This window comes from Domibacillus indicus (assembly GCF_023715895.1).
Taxonomy (GTDB): domain Bacteria; phylum Bacillota; class Bacilli; order Bacillales; family Domibacillaceae; genus Domibacillus; species Domibacillus indicus_A.
In genome coordinates, this window is the sequence record NZ_JAMBOO010000003.1 from 153,979 (window position 1) to 174,251 (window position 20,273).

18 protein-coding genes and 1 pseudogene are annotated in these 20,273 nt (G+C 45.1%); 7 read left to right on the top strand and 12 right to left on the bottom strand.

Features of this window, described 5'->3' with window-relative positions; all coding sequences use genetic code 11:
* Positions 1–27 precede the first annotated feature (27 nt).
* The 7 genes and pseudogenes from M3221_RS07030 to M3221_RS07060 form a co-directional block, all read right to left on the bottom strand.
* Entirely contained in the window at positions 28–1,809 is a 1,782-nt protein-coding gene (locus tag M3221_RS07030; protein WP_251270800.1) for a GDSL-type esterase/lipase family protein, read from the bottom strand.
* 206 nt (positions 1,810–2,015) lie between these two features.
* Positions 2,016–2,141 (bottom strand): annotated as a pseudogene (locus M3221_RS07035) (hypothetical protein); the annotation flags it as partial.
* Positions 2,142–2,146: 5 nt separating this feature from the next.
* Positions 2,147–3,313: an aminotransferase class I/II-fold pyridoxal phosphate-dependent enzyme gene (locus M3221_RS07040; RefSeq protein WP_251270801.1), complete on the bottom strand. Its 1,167-nt coding sequence runs from the start codon at positions 3,311–3,313 to the stop codon at positions 2,147–2,149.
* 1,331 nt (positions 3,314–4,644) lie between these two features.
* Positions 4,645–5,088 carry a HEAT repeat domain-containing protein gene (locus M3221_RS07045; protein WP_251270802.1) on the bottom strand — a complete coding sequence of 148 codons (444 nt, stop codon included), beginning with the start codon at positions 5,086–5,088 and terminating at the stop codon, positions 4,645–4,647.
* Positions 5,089–5,270: 182 nt separating this feature from the next.
* Positions 5,271–5,462: a hypothetical protein gene (locus M3221_RS07050; protein ID WP_242233738.1), complete on the bottom strand. Its 192-nt coding sequence runs from the start codon at positions 5,460–5,462 to the stop codon at positions 5,271–5,273.
* 282 nt (positions 5,463–5,744) lie between these two features.
* Positions 5,745–6,752: a tyrosine-type recombinase/integrase gene (locus tag M3221_RS07055; RefSeq protein WP_251270803.1), complete on the bottom strand. Its 1,008-nt coding sequence runs from the start codon at positions 6,750–6,752 to the stop codon at positions 5,745–5,747.
* Positions 6,753–6,898: 146 nt separating this feature from the next.
* A complete protein-coding gene (locus tag M3221_RS07060; RefSeq protein ID WP_251270804.1) occupies positions 6,899–8,092 on the bottom strand; it encodes an acetate kinase in 1,194 nt (397 codons plus the stop codon).
* A 272-nt stretch (positions 8,093–8,364) separates the two neighbouring features.
* Here M3221_RS07060 and M3221_RS07065 point away from each other — a divergent pair, with 272 nt between their 5' ends.
* The 7 genes from M3221_RS07065 to nirD all read left to right on the top strand — a co-directional run bounded on the left by M3221_RS07065 (position 8,365) and on the right by nirD (position 16,442).
* Positions 8,365–9,663, top strand: coding sequence for a globin-coupled sensor protein (locus M3221_RS07065; protein WP_251270805.1), 1,299 nt, complete (start codon positions 8,365–8,367; stop codon positions 9,661–9,663).
* Between the two features lie 79 nt (positions 9,664–9,742).
* Positions 9,743–9,997, top strand: coding sequence for a hypothetical protein (locus tag M3221_RS07070; protein WP_251270806.1), 255 nt, complete (start codon positions 9,743–9,745; stop codon positions 9,995–9,997).
* Positions 9,994–10,575, top strand: coding sequence for an HAD hydrolase-like protein (locus M3221_RS07075; protein WP_251270807.1), 582 nt, complete (start codon positions 9,994–9,996; stop codon positions 10,573–10,575). The genes M3221_RS07070 and M3221_RS07075 overlap by 4 nt, the downstream gene beginning before the upstream one ends.
* Before the next feature lie 130 nt (positions 10,576–10,705).
* The gene (locus M3221_RS07080; RefSeq protein ID WP_251270808.1) at positions 10,706–12,664 is read left to right on the top strand and encodes a methyl-accepting chemotaxis protein; all 1,959 of its coding nucleotides are present in this window, start codon (positions 10,706–10,708) and stop codon (positions 12,662–12,664) included.
* 552 nt (positions 12,665–13,216) lie between these two features.
* Positions 13,217–13,576, top strand: a complete 360-nt coding sequence (locus tag M3221_RS07085; RefSeq protein ID WP_251270809.1) for a DoxX family protein — start codon at positions 13,217–13,219, stop codon at positions 13,574–13,576.
* Positions 13,577–13,720: 144 nt separating this feature from the next.
* Entirely contained in the window at positions 13,721–16,132 is a 2,412-nt protein-coding gene (gene nirB / locus M3221_RS07090; protein ID WP_251270810.1) for a nitrite reductase large subunit NirB, read from the top strand.
* 1 nt (position 16,133) lies between these two features.
* Entirely contained in the window at positions 16,134–16,442 is a 309-nt protein-coding gene (nirD, locus tag M3221_RS07095; RefSeq protein ID WP_251270811.1) for a nitrite reductase small subunit NirD, read from the top strand.
* Positions 16,443–16,551: 109 nt separating this feature from the next.
* On the opposite strand, the gene M3221_RS07100 is transcribed toward nirD, so the two are convergent.
* The 5 genes from M3221_RS07100 to M3221_RS07120 form a co-directional block, all read right to left on the bottom strand.
* On the bottom strand, positions 16,552–17,991 hold the full coding sequence (locus M3221_RS07100; protein WP_251270812.1) for a DEAD/DEAH box helicase: 1,440 nt from the start codon (positions 17,989–17,991) through the stop codon (positions 16,552–16,554).
* A gap of 74 nt (positions 17,992–18,065) precedes the next feature.
* The gene (locus tag M3221_RS07105) at positions 18,066–18,260 is read right to left on the bottom strand and encodes a tautomerase family protein (protein WP_242233731.1); all 195 of its coding nucleotides are present in this window, start codon (positions 18,258–18,260) and stop codon (positions 18,066–18,068) included.
* A 19-nt stretch (positions 18,261–18,279) separates the two neighbouring features.
* Positions 18,280–19,383, bottom strand: coding sequence for an NADH-dependent flavin oxidoreductase (locus tag M3221_RS07110; protein WP_251270813.1), 1,104 nt, complete (start codon positions 19,381–19,383; stop codon positions 18,280–18,282).
* Between the two features lie 55 nt (positions 19,384–19,438).
* Positions 19,439–19,756, bottom strand: a complete 318-nt coding sequence (locus M3221_RS07115; RefSeq protein ID WP_251270814.1) for a hypothetical protein — start codon at positions 19,754–19,756, stop codon at positions 19,439–19,441.
* Between the two features lie 28 nt (positions 19,757–19,784).
* The gene (locus tag M3221_RS07120; RefSeq protein ID WP_251270815.1) at positions 19,785–20,201 is read right to left on the bottom strand and encodes an Rrf2 family transcriptional regulator; all 417 of its coding nucleotides are present in this window, start codon (positions 20,199–20,201) and stop codon (positions 19,785–19,787) included.
* Between the last annotated feature and the right edge of the window lie 72 nt (positions 20,202–20,273).

Genomic DNA, 20,273 nt, shown 5'->3' on the forward strand with positions numbered 1-20,273 from the left:
ACAAAAAGCGGCCTATAGCCGCTCTCCTTATTCCGGAATATTTGTGATATTAAAGTAGTCCGTTGACAGCTTTACGCGGCCTTCCTTGCTCTCAAATTCCTGAATGATACGGTACCTTCCTTCTGTAACAGGAAGATACATTTTTAACGATATATTTTTTGATGCACTTTTGTTTGCTTCAATAGAATACATCTCTTTCTGGGGAACAAATCCGGGACTGTAATCAAGCGTAACCCAGTCAGATCCTGTCAGTTTTTGAATGGTGAATGCAGGCTGGTAACGATACGTGACGTCACTTTCATTTTTAATCGTAACCTTTATCGGCATAGCTCGGATCTCGCTAAGTTGATAGGATGTTTTTTCTATGTTCATGGATAAACCATCCTGTTTCGATGGAAAATATTCATCCACGGCTAAGACCTTTTTTACTTCTCTCGCAACGATGTCATTAGCCTTTGGCGTCATGTGAATACCTGTTACACCATCAAGGTATCCGCTCTTGATTAGCGCTGAATCCGTTGATGCTCCCGCTTTGGCAACTAAGATATTGTGAACGTCTACAACTGGAACATACAGCTTTTGGCCAACCTCACGGATAATGTCATTGTAGCTGTTAACCCAGCTGCGCAAGCCGCCCAGCTTTGCATATAAAGGAGCAACGTTTCTCCCATCCTCTAGCTCAAGAGCATAATACGTTTTTTCAACAATTGGTGTGTTGGTCATCAGAACAACCTTTATATCTCTTACTCGGAGCTGCTCAATCATATAGGTAAGATTCTGTTTAAACTTCTCTTTGTCTACCTGTGGCTGACCATTAGGCTTCAGCAGGGCATCGTTGATTCCAAACATGAGTGTGACGGATTGAGGTTTTGCGTCAAGTACTTTCGCTTTGAAGCGCGCCATTGCATCGTCCGTCTCGTCTCCGCTGGCCCCTGCATTATATACCTTATCATCCCTTCCATCTCCATAAACAGACGCTACCTGGTCTGTCCACTTTTTCCCTAAAGACGCTGGAAACTGTGCGTCAAAGTATGAGCCAGATGTATTGCTGTCTCCAAACGCAACAAATCCGGATTTCTTTTCATTGCGCAGTTTTTGCTCCTGCTGAAAAATCCGATGAATTAACATGGCAAATTGACCACGAGTAATGCTGTCGTTTGTGCCAAACTTAGTGCTGCTGATGCCTTTGATGATTCCAGCTCCATGCAGGACACGAACAGGCTCTGCATAACGAGACACAGCGTCTGTAAATGGATTTTTAATTGCTTCAGAATCATCGAAATAGCCCTTAAACGCATTGTATAGCATGACAGCCGCTTCCCCACGAGTGATGCTTTCTGCAGCACCAAAATATGTAGCAGTCTTACCGTTGGCAATTCCTTTATATTTAAGCGCTGATACGATCCTCACAGCACGCGCCGGAAGGTCTCTGAAGCCAGCATTCGGAACACCTGTGTCAATTGGCATATATGTACCAAGAATCACAGCGAAATCCACCCGTTTAATCGGATCGTTTACTCCGAATACTGTCTGGTAGTCTTTTGTGTAGCCCCTTGCAATCCCGTTCTGGTCAAGAAACTGTACAGCATAAGCCAGCTCTGTTTTAGAGGGTACATCTGTAAATCTTGTAACCCCTATACCTAAATCCAATGGCGGCAGGTCATCTGTCGGCTGTGACGGTTGTGGTGCATTTTCCTCTGGTACAGGAACAATGTCCTCTTCTGTTTCTGCAAATGCTGGAGACATGGACGATGCGAAAACTACCCCTGCTACCAGGGATGCAGCTAAAACATTTAATGGCTTTTTCATGGTTTCTTTCTCCTCTTATGTAAATTAATAGATTTCCCTTCATTATATCAAAAGAATACCAAACAAATTTATCTTTTCAGAAAACCTTCTAAAAAGTATGTATCACCATCCCAAGGCTGATAAAAAGAAAAGAGATGCCCTATTAGGACATCTCTTCTTAAGCAGACTATCGTGGTCACACTTCGGCCAATTTTGTGTGACCACATTCATTTCTGCGCCTCTTGCCGGTTATCTACCGTCTCCGGATACAGGTCATGGTTCATTGTGCGGCACTCCGCCATTTTCTCGTATTTTATACCAGGCTTCCCGTAGTTCATATACGAGTGAATGGATTCTGTTAAATGCCTTTTTTATTTGTTTTTAAGTATTGCTCGATTCTATTCATCGCTTCATTCAATTTTTCCATTGAATAAGCAAAGGAGATACGCAGTCGATCCGATCCTCCTTTTGTAAAAACGGTACTGGGCAGAAGACCTACTTTTGCTTGCTCCAACAGTTCCATGCTGAATGCATAGGAATCATGATGAAATCTCGTTATACTTGGAAACGCATAAAACGTTCCATCAGGCACAATTGTATCAAATCCCAGGGCATTTAATCGTTTACACAAATAATCTCTCCGTTTTTGATATTCACGTTTCATTTGTGCCACTTCTTTTTCTCCGTGATTGAGGGCATAGGCAGCGGCTTCTTGTGAGATAGAAGAGATACTTGTATTGAGGTATTCATGAACTTTAAACAGTTCATTGGTGATATAGGAAGGCGCAAGCGTAAATCCGATTCTCCATCCCGTCATCGCATGAGACTTGGACACGCCATTAATAACAATCACTTTTTCTCTTATAGAAGGAAATGAAGCGATGGATTGATGAGGTTGATCAAAAACCAATTCACTGTACAATTCATCTGAAATGACGAAAACATTATGTTTTTCGATGACTTTCGCCAAATCCATTAACTCATCTTTTGTTAGGATGGCGCCTGTTGGATTAGAGGGGAAGGTTAGAATGATTGCTTTTGTTTTAGGTGTAATGGCTTGCTCCAGTTGTTCTTTTGTTAACTTAAAACGTGTACCGCTAACATCAATAGGCACGAGCACACCGCCGCATAACTTGATAACGGGCTCATACCCTGGATAAGCGGGTGTGGCAAGGATCACTTCATCACCTGGTGACAAAAGGGTCTTCAACGTAAGAAACACGGCTTCCGTTGTCCCATTCGTGACAACAATTTCAGTGTCGGGGCTATACGATAAATGGTATCTCCGTTCCATAAATGATGATACTGCTTTTCGCAGTGCGGGTTCCCCCGCCGTTGGTGCATAAAACGTGCGATTGTTGTCTATGGCAGCCTTTCCTGCTTCTTTTATTAAAAAGGGCGTTTGAAAATCAGGTTCGCCTATTGTTAATGCCACGACACCATCGTATGTTTTAATTATTTCAGACATTTTTATGATCCCAGAAATTCCGAGTGACTGCACATCTTGATTGAATAAATTTTTCATAAAATCCACTCACTCACTTCCAAATTTTTCTGTATTTTAAAAGAAGAAAAATAAGCCCTTTGAGTGAAAAAAATATTACACATAAACAAATCTTTTTTGTTCATTTTTATCTCCGCAAAATGACTACATGGATTTCACTTGTGCTTTGTTTGAATAAATTCGACATTGGCACCATTCCGACACTCTTTCCATCTCTCCAAAAGCATTTTTGGTTATTCTTATTATATTATTTTTATATTTATTGGTTTAAAACAATAAACGTCAATTTAAATCATGACGGAAGGCACATTAGCTGAACCGATCGAGGCACCAATTTTCTTATCCTGTCTGAACCGCACTTCTTTGAATGGCTCTTTTTCATTCAATTGCCGTCAATACACCGCCTGGCATCTTCAATGGTAAAGTTAGAAACAAGCTTTCTTTTGGAAAAGCAGCGTTCAAGGTCATTAAACAGCTTCTGATAGTTCTCCAGAATATACTTTGATAGACCCTCAAGCTTCTTAATTCTTGTGACAACCTCTCTTGCTGTTTCAACCGACAGTGTTTCCTGAGCCTATGTTTTTCGTTTCTTTTTTAAAAATGAAAAAACCCCCTTAGTGTGTAATGGTTTCAACACATAAGAGGGTTTTAAAGTGAAATTCAGGTCATGGTTTTATTTCACCAACTATTTGATTGAAAAGCCCATTTCTCGACCTGTAACCATCACCAGGCACTCACGCAAAACGCTGCTGCAGCGCCTTACACGCCAGCCAAACGAGAAACGTCACGCGCGATCATGACTTCTTCGTTTGTTGGAATAACGATTCGCTAATTATCACATCCAAAGCCCTTTAGATGTGTGCTTATCTTGATAATAGCATAAATCAGTTATTGTTTCATGCTATTTTGAGTTTCATTTTCATCTTAGTCACTTAAATAAGTTTCCTCATTGAGCGCTACCCTGTCAAGGTAGCGCTCTCCCAGCTGAGCTAAGGAATCTTTGGAGGTTAATGCACAACTTTTTAATCAATATTATTGAATTGGTCACAGGCTCGTGACCAAATCTGTGACCAATTCTTTTAAAACACAAAAAAAGACCACCTCCAAAGAGATGATCTTCTTTCCCGGAAACCCTTCTCCTATAAGAGTTACGCTAGGTTTTAACACCTTATGATTCCTACTGGTGCAAAAAGAGGGATGAAACCGGCAAACGGGAAAAGACAGACCGGTTTTGCAGGAGTGGGAACAATATCCGGATAATCAGGAAAAAGACCATAGCTCAATTCTCTATGGTCTTTAGCTAAATTAAAAAACTCATGTTTTTGTTTTATTCAGCTCTTATTCAATGGAGCTTACCTAGCCGGCAGCGATACCCATGTTTCTTGAAGCCACTTGTCAAAGTCTGCTCCTTTTTCGCCTTCATACGTATCGTATACATCAAGCCGCATCTTTTTCAATTTTTCTTCAAATTCTTTAAATGTGTGGCCTTCCGGCAAACTTTTCTTAATGCGCAGCAAAATCTTATTTACATCTTTTATCGCACCGCTTTTTTTCTGCGGTGGCATTTGAACGTCTTCCCCTAGCTTTTTCAGCTGTCGGAACGCCGCTTCTTGTACTTTATATACTGTATCGGCGGCCATAATCCGCTTTAACAGCTTAATGGTTTGGTCGTTTTTCCACTGGCCCAGCTCTTCCACCGCATCTAAACGTTCTCTCCAGTTAGACGTCCGGTCGGCCGACTTTTTTAATTCCTTAAAATTTGGGGGCAGCTCACTTTTTACTTCTTTATGATTCAAACGATCCGATCTCCTTTTGATTAAACATCTTTTTAGTCAAGATAAAAACAAACAACCTTGCTTCAACAGCTATTGTACCATGATTTAATCAAGTACATACCTTTTTGGCTCAACTAAACTGATTCAGTCTGCCTTATGACCAGCACTGCTGATAAGCCAAGCCCCTTGAATGAAAAAATGACTTACCTTTTTGGCAAGTCAAGGGCTTGGTAAGCAAACTGAAACTTTCCGCCGTCCGCTACTTCTGCATGGTACAGTGCTTTAAGAGCAAAGTTTTTTTCAAGGTTGTGTTCCTTCATCAGTTCTTTTAAACGCAGCTGCAATTCTTCATTTTCTTTAACAAGCTGTTTCATCTGTGGTTTTAAATATTTCATAAGCCGGTGAACCCCTTTCTAAAACCATTCATCTAGTATATCATCCAGCAAACGATTTGTGGGGAAATAACCGGCTTGCTTTTGAAGGCGGAGTTTATGAAAGTCAGGATCCCCGGCTTTTTTCGCTGTTTGTTTTAACTCCTCTATATCTTCGTAAACAGATACAACCCGCCCTGCATAATCATTTAGTTCTCCTGCTGCCATATAATAAGCAAAAGGTAGCGACTACGACTCTAAAACTTATTACAGGGAGAATTCACACAGAATGTGAAGCCTTTACGTTCACCTCTTGAATTCGGTTTGTGAAGTTCGTGTTTTTTGCTTTCTTCCATCGTTTAAATGTCTTATAGGACTGAATTTTTCATGTTGTTCCTTAATTGTGTCGTCAAGTACATGTGAATAAATCAGAGTTGTTTTTATATCAGCATGTCCGAGGATTTTCTGTAAAATTCGAATAGAACCGCCGTTTTTGAGAAACATCATACTACTTGTATGCCGGAAAATGTGTGGATGTATTCTCCTGTTAATTCCTGCCCGCCTTGCAATTTCATGAATATGCTTTCTTGCTGCATCTGTACCTAGTTTATTGCCTGCATGTGTCAGAAAAATGTATTCACTTTCCCAGTCATCACATTCTTCAATTAACTTTTCTAAAAGGTTCAATGTCTTTTTTGTTACTGGCACAATTCTAAACAAGCTGTTTTTTGTTTCATTAAAGGTTATTGAGCCGTTTTGAAAGTCAATATCTTGCTTTTTTAATGCTAAAACTTCTCCTATTCTCCCAAACGAATCGAGCAGCACATGAATTAAAACTGCTGATCTAAAATCAGCGAACCAAGAGTGGTCAAGTGATTTCAATATTTTCTGTATTTCTTCCTCAGTCAAAGTTTCAACCTGCTTTTTCTGAAATTTAATATTTTTAATTTCCATAAAAGGATTTTCTTCAAGGTGTCCTTCATTAATGAGTGTTGAAAATGCTCCTTTCGCCAGCCGCAAGTATGAATTTGCAGAACTGACGGAAACACCTATCTTTTTCTCTCTTCCCCATCTTACTCCTTGAAATTGCTGTTTTTCAGTTAGCTGCCATTCCAAAAACCTTCTTGCATCGCTGATTGAGAAATTCTCCATATATTTATTTTTAGCAAAACACCGCTCCAAGTCATTGAATAACTTGTTATAATTCTCAATTGTATGTTTTGATAGTCCCTCCATTTTCTTTACTCTTATCACAATTTCCCGTGCTTTCTCAACAGACAATCCACTTTGAATTTTTGTTTTTCTTCTGGCCATAAAAAAACCCTCTTTTCCGTGTTAAAATTCACACATCTAAGAGGGTAAAGGGTCAAAATCAGTTATGGTTGCTGATGACCCAAAATGTTTTATTTAAATGGATAATTCGCTCACCATAAACCAGCCAAAAACACTGCTGCAGCGCTTTAAACGCCAGCCAAACGAGAAACGTCACGCGCGATCATGACTTCTTCGTTTGTCGGAATAACGATGACTTTAACTGGTGAGTGCGGGTAGCTGATAAACTGCTCTTTACCGCGCGTATTGTTCAGTGCTGGATCCCAGTAAACGCCCATAAATTCAAGGCCGTTCAAAATACGGGCACGAGAAGCAATATCGTTTTCACCGATACCAGCAGTGAAAATAATCGCATCTACGCCAGACATACGAGCTGCATATGAACCGATGTATTTGTGAATACGGCTTGCAAATACTTCAAGGGCTGTGATTGCACGCTCGTTGCCTTCTTCTGCTGCTTTAGACAAGTCACGAAGGTCGCTTGATACACCAGAAACGCCAAGCATACCGCTTTTTTTGTTTAAGATATCGAGTACTTCGTCCGCTGTCTGGCCTGTTTTCTCCATGATAAATGGAATCAAGGCCGGGTCGATGTTTCCGGAGCGTGTTCCCATTGCTACACCGGCAAGCGGCGTGAAGCCCATAGATGTGTCAATAGATTTTCCGCCTTCAATGGCAGCGATGCTGGCGCCGTTTCCAAGGTGGCAGGAAATTAAGCGAAGCTGGTCGATTGGACGGCCAAGCAGGGCTGCAGCACGCTCAGATACGTATTTGTGAGACGTACCGTGGAAGCCGTATTTCCGGATGCCGTATTCTTTGTAATATTCGTACGGCAGGCTGTATAGGAATGATTTCTCCGGCATTGTTTGGTGGAACGCTGTATCAAATACCGCTACAGCTGGCACGTTTGGCAATACCGATTGGAACGCTCGAATACCTGTTACGTTCGCCGGGTTATGAAGCGGTGCAAGTTCTGACAATTCTTCGATTTGCGCTAAAGTTGCGTCATCGATCAAAGCAGAGTCGCTGAATTTTTCGCCGCCGTGCACGACGCGATGGCCGATACCGTCGATTTCGTCAAGTGACGACACGATGCCGTGTGATACAAGTTTTGACAAAAGCATTTGTACGGCAACAGAATGATCCGGAATATCCGTTACTTCTGTGTCTGTTGTGCCGTCTGGCTTTGTAATAGAGAAAACAGAATCTTTTAATCCAATTCTTTCTACAAGGCCTTTTGTCAGTACCGTTTCCTCCGGCATTTCAAAAAGCTGAAATTTTAATGATGAACTTCCTGCGTTAATCGCAATTACTTTAGACATTATATCCTCCTAGGTTTCGAACAATTTATCTCTCTATATAGAGATAACGCGTTCCGAACAAAATAGCAAGCACTCTTCCTTAATAAACCGTTTTCATCTAAAAATAAGTATTTTCTGACAAATCTGCTTCGTGTTTCGAATCCGCTTTTTCTTGTTTGTTTTCTGTACTTCGTGTATAAATAAGTCAAATTATTTTAAAAAAATATGGTTTTCCCAATAAAAAACATATACACTATTTCCATCAAATAAACACTGAAAAAGGAGCAGTACTTTTGTTTGGATTTTCTCGCTCTTTTAAAAAAGAACCTGATGCACTTTTTACGCATACATCTGGTGAAATCAAAATAGACATTTCAGCCAGTTCCGATCTGGCTGATCAAATGAGCATGATTGGATTGACTCAACAAGACTTGCGTTATATTAAAGCCATGAAACCGGTCGTCGATGAACACCTTGACCAGATGATTGATACGTTTTACGCGGGAATTGTGAAACAGCCCGGACTCGTAAACATCATCCAGAGCCATAGCTCTGTTGACCGGCTGAAAGGAACGCTTCGTTCTCATAATGCTGAATTGTTCCACGGTCAAATTAACGGTGAGTTTTTGAAAAAACGATACCGAATCGCTCATGTGCATGTTCGGATCGGACTGCAGACAAAATGGTACATGTCTGCTTTTCAAAATCTGCTTAATTCTTTAACAGCCTTGATTTTGGAGCAGCCCTGGACGCCGGCAGACCAAGCAGCGGCCATTCAAGCCGTTACAAAAATGTTAAATTTAGAGCAGCAGATTGTACTTGAAGCCTACGAGCAGGAACATGACCGAATCCGCCTTCAAGACACGGAGCAAAAAGCGCAGCTGGCAGGGCATATTTCCGCGGTTTCACAGGAGCTGGCTGCTATTTCTGAAGAAACAAGCACCTCCTTGCAGGCACTTGCCAAGCAATCTGATTCAATCACCGATTTAACAAAAAAAGGCCTTGTGCAGGCGGATCAGTCGGAAGCCCATTCCAAAGAAGGCCAAAAACAGCTGCGGGCTCAAAATGATAAACTGATGGCCATTCAGTCCGCCATAAACGATATTCACCTTTATTCAAATGAATTAAACGATATCTCCCAGCGGATTGTAGATGTCATTACGATTGTCGGAAACATTGCCGGCCAGACAAATCTGCTCGCTTTAAATGCTTCAATTGAAGCAGCCCGTGCCGCTGAACATGGAAAAGGATTTGCGGTGGTCGCCGAAGAAATCCGCAAGCTGTCTGACCAAACAAAAGAGTCAACGGTAAATGTCTCTGCTCATATTACGAAAACACATGATTTAATCCGGCAGATGAGCGAATCCGTCGGCGCCGTCAACCAGGTTGTAAAAGAAGGCATTTCCGGCATGGCCAAAACGGATGAGGATTTTTCCACTCTTCTTTCCCTCATCAGCGATACGAAAGAAAAAAATGTAGACATCGATCACAAAATGCAGCAGTTTTTCGACGTGATTCAAGAAATCGAGCGGGCCTCCAAGCAAGTAGCAGGCTCGGCTGCCACTTTAAACAGTGTCACGGAATCATTTTAAATTTTATAGAACCGCCATCAGAGCGGTTCTTTTTTGTGATAAAATATGAAATACACTGCTTGAAATGGGGGACAGCTAGTTGATTAAGCGATACCTTGTTTTTATTTTGTTTATCACAGCCATTTATTATGTATGGCTTTTTTCGTTTGAAAACGACGAATGGGCGAAAACGCTTGGCAGCAAGATTTTGTCGATTGTGGCTCCTGGGATTGCCCTTTATCCGCAGCCGGAGCAGCTGATTCAAAAAGCAGACGCGGCCATGTATGCGGTAAAGCAAAGCGGCAAGGGTGCTTACCAGTTTTATACGAAAGAAAAAAGGAGAATGACAACATGAGACTACTTTGGGATTTAGATGGAACAATTTTCGATACATACCCGGCTATTTTGGCCAGCTTTGCAACGGTTCACGAAGCGGCACACGGCACACCTGTTGACCGGGATGAGGCGCTTCGCTGGCTGAAAAAAAATTCAAAGCTCGCTTTTGCGCACTATGGCATTTCAGAGGATTTTCGCGCCATGTTTGCAGAGCTGGATCATAAACAGGCAGAGTCGGCCTGCCTTCCTTTCGAAGGAATTGACCGCGTGCTTGCTGCTGCAGAATTAAATGTGATTGTAACTCACCGAACGAAAGAATCAACGAAAAACCTGTTAACAAAGTTTGGCCTGCTTGAGTACTTCACCGAAATTATCAGCCCGGAGGAAGACGGGTTCCCGCGCAAGCCGGATGCCGCCGCTTATAAATATCTGCATGAAAAATACGGGCTCGACTGGGCGATCGGCGACCGTTCACTCGACTTGATTCCTGCGCGGGAAGCTGGCATGAAAACTGCTGCTTTTCAAAACGAAGATATCGAAGCCGATGTTCATTTGAATGTCTACGACGACTCTTTTTTCGAAAAAATAACAAAATAAAAAAAGCGGACCTAAGACACAGGTCCGTTTTTTTATTTGTTAAAAAAGACTTATTTTTTTCATAAAAAAAGGATTGATTCCCTGCATTTAAGCGATAAAATAATAGCATCATCTAAAAAGGAGCAACACCATGAAATGGACTATACGTAAAAAACTCATTCTTTCATTTTTAGCCGTCCTGCTGATTCCTTCTCTTTTAATCGGCTTTTCCGCATACAACAGCGCGAAAAATGAAATCAAGCAGCAGATGATGGCCTCTGCCAATGAAAATATCTCCTCGCTTGACCGGCTCATTACCGACCAAATCGGAAAGAAAACACATGACGCAGAAATTTACAGCAGTCTCGTAACGGCCAAATCGATTCAAGGAGAAGAAAGCCCGGCTCTTCGCCTCCGCCTTGACCAATACGCGAAGCTTCACCCGGAGGCAGTCAGCATTTATGTCGGCACAACAAACGGCATCATGATACAAGAGCCGCGCCAGGAGCTGGCAGCCGATTATGATCCGAGAGACCGTCCTTGGTACAAGCAGGCGGTTGAAGCAAACGGTGAAACGGTGATTACGCCTCCTTATGTTTCTTCCTCCGGCTCAAACGTCGTGACAATTGCCCGCCAGACAGCCGACAAAAGCGGTGTAATCGGGATCAATTTAACGCTTGATTCTATTACAGCCATGACAGACCCGATCAAAGTCGGCAAGGAAGGCTATGCCATCCTGCTTGACGGTGAACGCCACTTTATCGTTCACCCAACCGAAGAATTTGGAGCAGAAGCAACAGACGCCCTTTACGACCGGCTGTATGATGCCCAATCAGGCTCATTTAATTACACACTCGACAATGACAGCAAGTTTATGACCTTCATGACAAATGAAGCGACTGGCTGGAAAATCGGCGGTACCATGTATTCAAGTGAAATAACGGAAGCGGCCAAGCCGATTTTATGGAAAACAGCCCTTACCATTCTTCTTTCCCTGCTTGCGGGCGCTGCACTTGTTTGGGCCATTATCCGGTCTATTACGCGGCCGCTTTACTCATTAAAACAAAGCGCTGATACATTGAGCCAGGGCGATCTGACTCAAGCGATTGAAGCGGACCGCCGCAGGGATGAGATTGGTGATTTATCACGTGCCTTCAGCTTGATGGCACAAAATTTGCGTGAGCTGATTGGTCAGGTAGACCGCAACACAGAGCAGGTGGCAGCGGCTTCTGAAGAGTTAACTGCTTCTGCAGACGAAACAACGGCTGCAACCGGCCATGTGGCCGATTCTATTCAAAAAGTAGCTGCCGGAGCCGATCAGCAGACAAGCGCGATTACAACTATTGTAAATGATATGGAAGAACTGCGTGTGGGTGCCGGAAAAATTGTCGACAGTGCCGGCATCATGGCTGCATCTGCAGCTGATACGATGTCCCATGCCGCTGAAGGAGAAGAATCCGTCCGCCGTACAGTGGCACAAATGAACGAAATTCAAGAGCATGTGCAGGCGTCTGATGAAATGATTAAATCGTTAAGCGGGCGGTCAGCCGAAATTAATACCATCATTGATGTGATTTCTTCGATTGCTGATCAAACAAACCTGCTGGCTCTTAATGCGGCGATTGAAGCAGCCCGCGCCGGCGAGCACGGCAAAGGCTTTTCAGTGGTAGCCGGTGAAGTAAGAAAGCTGGCTGAGCAGTCACAAGCGTCTGCCGGACAAATTGCTGGATTAATTGATGTCATTCAAAAAGATACGCAGCGTTCGGTTGAGCTGATGAGCCAGGCGTCTCAAAGCGTCCAAACCGGTATTTCCCTGTCGGATGATACCTCTGAAAAGTTTACCGGCATTTTAAACGGCATGGAGCAGATTACCCCACACGTGCAGGATGTGACATCGATCGCTGCACAGGTAGCCGCCATTGTGAACCAGCTGACATCCTCCATTCATTCCGTTTCGGATGTGGCGCAAAACAATGCGTCGAGTGCTGAACAAGTGGCAGCAGCAACGCAGGAGCAGCTTGCTTCTTTAGAGGAAGTGAATATGGCTGCGAAATCCCTGTCTGTCATGGCAGAAGAACTGCAGCAGGTTGTCCGTCAGTTTACTGTTTAATAGATGCGAAGCACCGCCTTTGAGCGGTGCTTTAAACTGTCGACAAATGATATGGATGACCGTGCACATAAATGGGATAGATCGGCGGCGTCCAGGCAGCTCCGCTTTCCATGGGGCAGGCGCTGAGCCCGACTTTGCCTGGCGGCTCCGCCGGTCTCCGCTGCCCGCTCGTCCCATAGGAGTCTGCGCCGCCTTCCCGCCGCCAAGTGCTTGCGACAAGATTGTATAGAAATCATAGGGTCATATCTTTCTATTTAAAAAAGAGAAAATATCTATTCATTCTTTGCTTATTGATCTTCGATACCATTTAGTGAAGCCTGCCGGACGAAGACTCCTGCGGGAAGTACAGTGAGTCGGGAGACCCCGCAGGCGCAGCCGAGGAGGCTCCCGCACTGCCCGCGGAACGCGAAGTCCGGCAGGCTTCACTTATCGGCTCTTTTTTAAAAGCCGAAAGACCTTGTCTACACACTTAAGCAGCGCCTGAGGGCGGTGCTTTTTTATTTGACAGGCCTCCCTTCCTTTCCTATGGTAGAAAAAAAGGAGTGTGTCAGGATGAAAACATTGATTCGCTTATTTTACGGAGCTGGTTTTTTAGCAGCAGGCATCGCGCACTTCAAACGGCCCAACGGCTTTAAAGCGATTGTGCCTGCTTTTCTTCCATTTAAACAAGCAATTGTCGCTGTCTCTGGCATCATTGAAGTGATATACGGAGCCGCCCTGCTGTTGAACCGCGGAACGTCTTTTGTCACAAAAACGATGTCGGCTTTTTTAGCCGCTGTTTTTCCAGCTAATGTGTATATGGGAATGAAAAACATTCCACTCGGCGAGAAAAAGCTTCCCGCAGGGGTGCTGTGGGCCCGCCTTCCTCTTCAATGGCTGCTGATCCAGGGCTCCAAAAGAATTGATTCCTAAAACCGGTCATGCCTGCCGGTTTTTTTCTTTTTCACTGTCCACAAAGCTGCCACAGTTTTCCGCTTTTATTGTGATGTTTTTCACATTTATATTCTGTTTTCTCCTTTATCCTTTTAAACAACAGGAATAAAAGGAGAGGTATCCATGAAAGAAAAAGTGGTGTTAGTTGGTAACGGCATGGCAGGTATTCGCTGTTTGGAAGAAATCATTGCGCATGATCCAGAGCGTTTCGATATTACCGTCCTTGGAGATGAACCGCATCCGAATTACAACCGGATTATGCTGTCAAAAGTGCTGCAGGGCAACACAAAAATGGAGGAAATTGTGTTAAATGATTTTGACTGGTATGCCAAAAACCGCATTCACCTTCATACAGGAGATGCGGTTGTACAGGTAGACCCAGCCGAAAAAACGGTCACGAGCGCGTCTGGAAAATTCATTTCCTATGATCATCTGATCCTGGCGACCGGCTCAAACCCATTTATCCTCCCTCTTCCCGGCGCTGATCAAAATGGCGTAATCGGCTTTCGAAACATGGAAGACTGTGAAACGATGATCGATTATGCAAACCGCAAAAAGCGCGCGGTCGTCATTGGAGGCGGCTTGCTGGGGCTGGAAGCTGCCCGCGGACTGCTCAATTTAAACATGGAGGTATATGTGGTACACGTGCTTGATTCGTTAATGGAAGCCCAGCTCAATGCACAGGCATCCAGAATGCTGAAAGAAGAACTTGAACAGCAGGGCATGACCTTTTTAATGAACAAGCAGACTGTCCGGCTGAACGGTGATGGGCATGTGAGCGGACTCACTTTCAAAGACGGCTCAGAGCTTGCTGCCGACCTTGTGGTAATGGCGGTTGGTATTCGCCCGAACATCGACCTGGCTGTCAAAATCGGACTGCAGACAAACCGGGCCATCGTCGTTAATGATTTCATGGAAACAAGCCTGCCCGATATTTATGCCGTCGGGGAATGTGCGGAACACCGGGGCACAGCGTACGGTCTTGTCGCCCCTCTTTACGAACAAGGAAAAACATTGGCGGCACGTCTTGTAACCGGCAGCCGGGACGGTGTAACGCCCTATACAGGTTCTGTTGTTTTTACACAGCTCAAGGTATCCGGTGTGGACGTTTTTTCAGCCGGTGACTTCCATGAAACAGACGACACAAAATCAATTCGTGTGCATGATGAGTTTGACCGCGTTTATAAAAAAGTGGTTATTGAAGGAAACCGGGTTCGCGGAGCCGTCCTGTTTGGTGATACATCCGATGCGCCGCGCCTGTTAGACTTAATGCGTAAAGGAACCAATATTTCGGCGATGAGCAAAGTGGAAATTCTGCCGGCGGAAAACAGTACACCGGGAGAGCATCCGGTTGTATCCATGGCCGCTGACGAAGTCGTATGCGGATGCAACGGTGTGACAAAAGGGCGGATCGTGCGGGCGATTGCCGAGGAAGGTGCCGATACACTGGATGGTGTGAAGCAAACGACGAATGCCTGCCGGTCATGCGGCGGCTGTAAACCAATGATTGAAGCGCTTCTGGCCCATACACTCGGTGACGGTTTTGAAGCGAAAACAGCTGATAACCTTTGCGGATGCACCGATTTATCCCATGAGCAGGTATCGGCAGAAATCCGGGAAAAAGGACTGCAGACCACAAAAGAAGTGATGAATGTACTCGGCTGGAAAAATGAAGAAGGCTGCTCCAAATGCCGTCCGGCCCTGAACTATTATCTGGGCATGATTCATCCGCTTGACCACGAAGACGAGCCGGCTTCACGGTTTGTGAATGAACGGCTTCATGCAAACATTAATAAAGACGGCACATTTTCAGTGGTTCCGCGTATGTATGGCGGTGTTACAACGGTTGAGCAGCTTCGAAAAATTGCCGATGTAGCCGAAAAATACAACGTGCCGCTCCTGAAGGTAACCGGCGGCCAGCGGATCGACTTGTTTGGTGTCCGCCAGGAAGACTTGCCGAGTGTATGGCAGGAACTTGATATGCCGTCCGGCTATGCATACGGAAAAACATTGCGCACTGTGAAAACGTGTGTTGGAGAACGATTCTGCCGGTTTGGCACACAGGATTCCGTTGGTTTTGGCGTCCGGCTCGAGAAAAAGCTAGAAGGCATGACCTCTCCTCACAAAGTAAAGCTCGGACTTTCTGCCTGCCCGCGTAATTGTGCCGAATCACTGATTAAAGATGTTGGGCTTGTCGGGCTTGAAGGCGGCTGGGACATTTATGTCGGCGGCAACGGCGGTGTGGATCTTCGCCAGGGTGAACTGCTCGGTCGGGTTTCAAGCGATGACGAAGCAGAAGCGATGATTCTTGCTTTCTTACAGCTGTATCGTGAAAATGCCCGCTACTTAGAACGCACATCTGCCTGGATCGAGCGAGTCGGCTTAGAGTGGGTAAAAGAACGCGTGTTTACACAGCAGCGTGAGCTTGCCGAGCGGCTTGAAACGGCACTTTCCACTTTTACAGAACCATGGAAGGCCATTGTGGAAAATGAACAAATGAAGAAGCAATTATTCGAAACGGAAGGAGCCCATTAAGATGAATGAATCTATTTGTATTGGCCAGGTTAATGATTTTCCGCTGCAGCTCGGCAAAAAAGTCGAAGCCGGCGGCCACATGCTTGCCGTGTTTAAACTGAGTGATGGTACATTCCGGGCGGCCGCCAATTCGTGTCCAGCCAAGCAGGGTCCCCTCTCAGCCGGTATGGTAAGCGGCCATCATTTGTTCTGCCCGCTTCACGATGAAAAAATCAATCTTGATACCGGTTCAGTGGAAGCCCCTGATACCGGCCAGGTGAAAACATTTGAAGTACTTGTAAACGAAGAAAACGTTTTTGTGGTGATTTAAAAAAGCACGCCCGGCTTATTACCGGGCGTGCTTTTGGATTTTCTGCCATCATCATGACCTAATAGCCATGAATAAACAGCAGAGACTTTCAGTTATGATCGGCCCAAGGTCAGTTTCTTGCTTTTTGCACTTTCAGCTGCTTTCCTTTAACGGTCGTTGTTTTCATCGCCCGCAGCACATCCGGCCCTTTTCCATTTAAAATCTCCACATAGGTAACGTTGTCCTGAATAGTAATAATGCCGATATCAGCCGCTTCGATACCCGGGAGATTTGAAATGGTGCCGACAAAGTCAACCGCACGCAGCTTTTTCTTTTTGCCGCCGTTAAAATACAGCTTCATAATGTCTTTGTTTAAACGCTCTCCCTTATCCCTTTTCCGTTCGGGACGCTGGGCCATTTTGGCTGTGAAGGAAGGCTTTGCTGCCCTCACTGCTTCTTGAGCCGGCTGCTCCACTCGCTTCAAAGAAAAGCCAATTAATTCTTCAATGGGTTCAATGAATTTTTCTTCAAACGGGGCCATAAGTGCAATGGCTTTTCCGGAATGACCGGCACGTCCAGTACGGCCGGTACGGTGCACATATGCTTCCTTCTCCATCGGCACGTCGAAATGAATCACAAGCGGAATATGTTCTACATCAATGCCCCTGGCGGCAACATCTGTCGCACACAAGTAGCGGAAATCCGCCCGTTTAAATTTATTCATCACGATAAACCGGTCTTCCTGCGCCATTCCGCCATGCAGCATGCCTGATGATATTCCAGCGGCATCAAGCGCGTCAAACAGCGCTTCCACCCGCTCCTGTGTCCGGCAAAACAGAATGGCGCTGTCCGGATTTTCTACAGTCAGCACGCTTTGCAGCACGCGCGTTTTTTCTTCTTCCGCCACCTGAATAAGCTCGTGGGTAATCGACGGGGCAGCGATTTCCTGCGCCATTTCAATTCGCTTGGGCGCTTTCATATAGGTGTCTGCCAGGCGGACAATGTCTTCCGGAAATGTAGCGGAAAACAACATCGTGACGCGCTCCGCCGGAAGACGCTCAATAATCGATGAAACTTGCTCGATAAAGCCCATATTGAGCATTTCATCCGCTTCATCAATGACAAGAAAACGAATGCTGCCGGTTTCCAGCGTCCCTTTTTCCATATGATCGAGCACACGGCCCGGTGTCCCAACCACAATATGCGTTTTCTGCTTGAGCTCCAGCTTCTGACGGGCAAATGGAGATTTCCCGTACACCGCTGCTGCTTTTGTTCGTTTAAACCGGCCGATGTTGGTAATGTCTTCTTTCACCTGTACAGCCAGCTCCCGTGTCGGTGTTAAAACAAGCGCCTGTGGCTTGTTTTCCTCCCATTCGGTCAGCTGAACGAGCGGAATCGCAAAAGAAGCCGTTTTGCCGCTCCCGGTTTGTGACTTAACAATCAAGTCTGCTCCTTTAAGTGCTTCGGGGATTACAGCGGCCTGAACCGGGGTTGGATCGTCATAGCCAAGTGTATCAAGCGCCCGCATAATATCTTTGGTTAATGAAAATGATTGAAATGTTTCGGTCATAATGACTCCTTTTTTTTGTTTGGTATTCTGCTTATTATACAGAAAAACAGCCCGGATCACTCCGGGCTGCCCGATTATTTTTCCTCTTTAAACGATTGCAATTCGCCTTGCTTGCCGTAATCCTCCGGCTTTAAGTCTTCAAAAAAGATGAATACTTTATCCGCGTCTACATCGAATGATTCTTTGACAGCTGCCGTCATCCGCTGGACAAGATCACGTTTTTGTTCAGGTGTTTTTCCTTCTAACACTTTTACTGTGATAAACGGCATGTAAAAAGCACCCTTTCTTTTAAACGCCCGGGAACCAGCCTGGTGTATGAATAATCGCCTTCCAGAGCGGATCTGGCACCACAAGCTGTTCCTGCGCTTCTTTATCAATTTTGACGGCAATGGTTTCTTCCTGGCCGCTCTCTACTTTTTGTACCCAGTCCGGCTCAATAATAAGCCCGCGGCCGATCGCAATTAAATCCACACCCGTTCCGAGTGCTTTCACTGCATCATCTGCTGTGTAAATCGAACCGACACCAATAACTGGCACGGCATCCCCCGCACGCTCCTTAATGATTTCAAGACGTGTGCGCGTATCATCGACGCCTCGTCTTGGCTCGGACCAAAATTCCATTAGAGATACGTGCAGATAATCGAGTTCTTTTTCTTTTAACGCATCGATCAGCTCAAGCGTGTCTGCCATTGTAATCCCCGGTGTTTCCGGCTCTTCCGGTGAAAAGCGATAGCCGACTGCAAACGGGCGATCTGCTTTTGCAGCGGCTTGTTTCACCGCATCTACAACGGCAAGCGGAAACGCCAGGCGTTCTCCCCACCGATCTTCCCGGCGGTTTGAATGAGGAGAGAAAAATTGCTGAATCAAGTAGCCATTCGCGCCGTGAATTTCTACGCCGTCAAAGCCGGCTTCCACTGCCCGGCGGGTTGTTTCCCCGAAAGCAGCAACGATTTCTTCTACTTCCGCAGCAGATAATTCGCGCGGCACAGGGCTTCCTTCCGCTTCAGCCGGTACGCTGCTGGCGCTGACCACGTCTCCATCCACTAAATGAGGCGGCGCCTGGCGGCCTCCGTGGAAAATTTGTAAAATGGCTTTAGCGCCTTCGGCTTTGATCGCAGAGGCAAGACGCGCAAGGCTTGGAATCATTTCATCCCGGTCAGCAGCAAACTCTCCCTCGAAGCCTTTTCCGTTTGGTGTTACATATGTACAAGCTGTAATAACTGCTGACACTCCTTTTGAGCGGCGTGCGTAATACGCAATTTCCGCATCTGTAACGGTGCCGTCTTCGTTCGACGAGAAGTTCGTCATTGGAGCCATGACAATTTTATTTTTTAACTGGAGACCGCTGCGCAATGTCACTGTTTCGAATAAAGATGCATATTTTGATTTCATTTTAAAAGCTCCTTTGATAAAATTAGCTCTCTGCTAAAGCAGAGAGCTGATTCTGTTATGAATATTGTGTTCGCAGTTCCTTCAGCTGTTTCAGCAGCTGCCCAAACCATTCTTCATCTTTTGTTAAAAGCGCTATATCAATCAGCTGTTCAAGTGCTGCTTCCGCTGGTTCCTGTTCTGGCACGAGCTGAAGCGACTTGGACAGAACACGAATCATTCGTCCTTCTAATTCTTTGTTAACGGATTCCACAATATACACTTTTGTAATGTCTTCCGGGTTTTCTATTTTTATGACATATCCGTAGATTCTCTGTTTGTCCCACGTTTCGCCTTGTACCCAGTCACCGACATGAAATTGTACTTTGTTCCCCATTTTTCCACTTCCCTGTTTCAACCGGTCATTAATCTGCTTTGATTTGAAGCAAAACAGACGCAACCGTAAATTGGTGCAGAAAGGATGCGTATGAATCTTCCGCTTCTTTGAAAATAAGGTCCATTACACTTTGCGTATTAGAGGAAACCGGACATTCACATTTTGGATCACCTGTTTGCCACTCTGGCTGCAGAGCTCCGCGCGAGATCGCCTCATAAACGTGCCCCAATGTAATATTCCCTGGATCTTCTCCGAGCATGTATCCTCCCCGGACACCTTCTTTTGTTTTCACGAGCCCTTCATGGCGCAGCGCACTCATCACTTTACGAATGCGCACGGGATTCGTCGCTACGTTATGAGCGATTGCCTCGCTTGAAGCCATATGCCCTGGCAAATAAGCCAGATACACGAGACTGTGAACCGCGATGGTGAAATTACTATTCAACCGTGCGTTCCCCTTTCTGAAAACATACTGTAATTTTATTTGTTACAGTTCTGAAAGTCAATGGAAGTGATT

Bases quoted from the DNA above. Each gene is read 5' to 3' on its own strand.
- M3221_RS07030 (WP_251270800.1), bottom strand. From the start codon at position 1,809: ATGAAAAAGCCATTAAATGTTTTAGCTGCATCCCTGGTAGCAGGGGTA.
- M3221_RS07040 (WP_251270801.1), bottom strand. From the start codon at position 3,313: ATGAAAAATTTATTCAATCAAGATGTGCAGTCACTCGGAATTTCTGGG.
- M3221_RS07050 (WP_242233738.1), bottom strand. From the start codon at position 5,462: ATGAAATATTTAAAACCACAGATGAAACAGCTTGTTAAAGAAAATGAA.
- M3221_RS07055 (WP_251270803.1), bottom strand. From the start codon at position 6,752: ATGGCCAGAAGAAAAACAAAAATTCAAAGTGGATTGTCTGTTGAGAAA.
- M3221_RS07060 (WP_251270804.1), bottom strand. From the start codon at position 8,092: ATGTCTAAAGTAATTGCGATTAACGCAGGAAGTTCATCATTAAAATTT.
- M3221_RS07075 (WP_251270807.1), top strand. From the start codon at position 9,994: ATGAGACTACTTTGGGATTTAGATGGAACAATTTTCGATACATACCCG.
- M3221_RS07080 (WP_251270808.1), top strand. From the start codon at position 10,706: ATGAAATGGACTATACGTAAAAAACTCATTCTTTCATTTTTAGCCGTC.
- M3221_RS07085 (WP_251270809.1), top strand. From the start codon at position 13,217: ATGAAAACATTGATTCGCTTATTTTACGGAGCTGGTTTTTTAGCAGCA.
- nirB (WP_251270810.1), top strand. From the start codon at position 13,721: ATGAAAGAAAAAGTGGTGTTAGTTGGTAACGGCATGGCAGGTATTCGC.
- nirD (WP_251270811.1), top strand. From the start codon at position 16,134: ATGAATGAATCTATTTGTATTGGCCAGGTTAATGATTTTCCGCTGCAG.
- M3221_RS07100 (WP_251270812.1), bottom strand. From the start codon at position 17,991: ATGACCGAAACATTTCAATCATTTTCATTAACCAAAGATATTATGCGG.
- M3221_RS07105 (WP_242233731.1), bottom strand. From the start codon at position 18,260: ATGCCGTTTATCACAGTAAAAGTGTTAGAAGGAAAAACACCTGAACAA.
- M3221_RS07110 (WP_251270813.1), bottom strand. From the start codon at position 19,383: ATGAAATCAAAATATGCATCTTTATTCGAAACAGTGACATTGCGCAGC.
- M3221_RS07115 (WP_251270814.1), bottom strand. From the start codon at position 19,756: ATGGGGAACAAAGTACAATTTCATGTCGGTGACTGGGTACAAGGCGAA.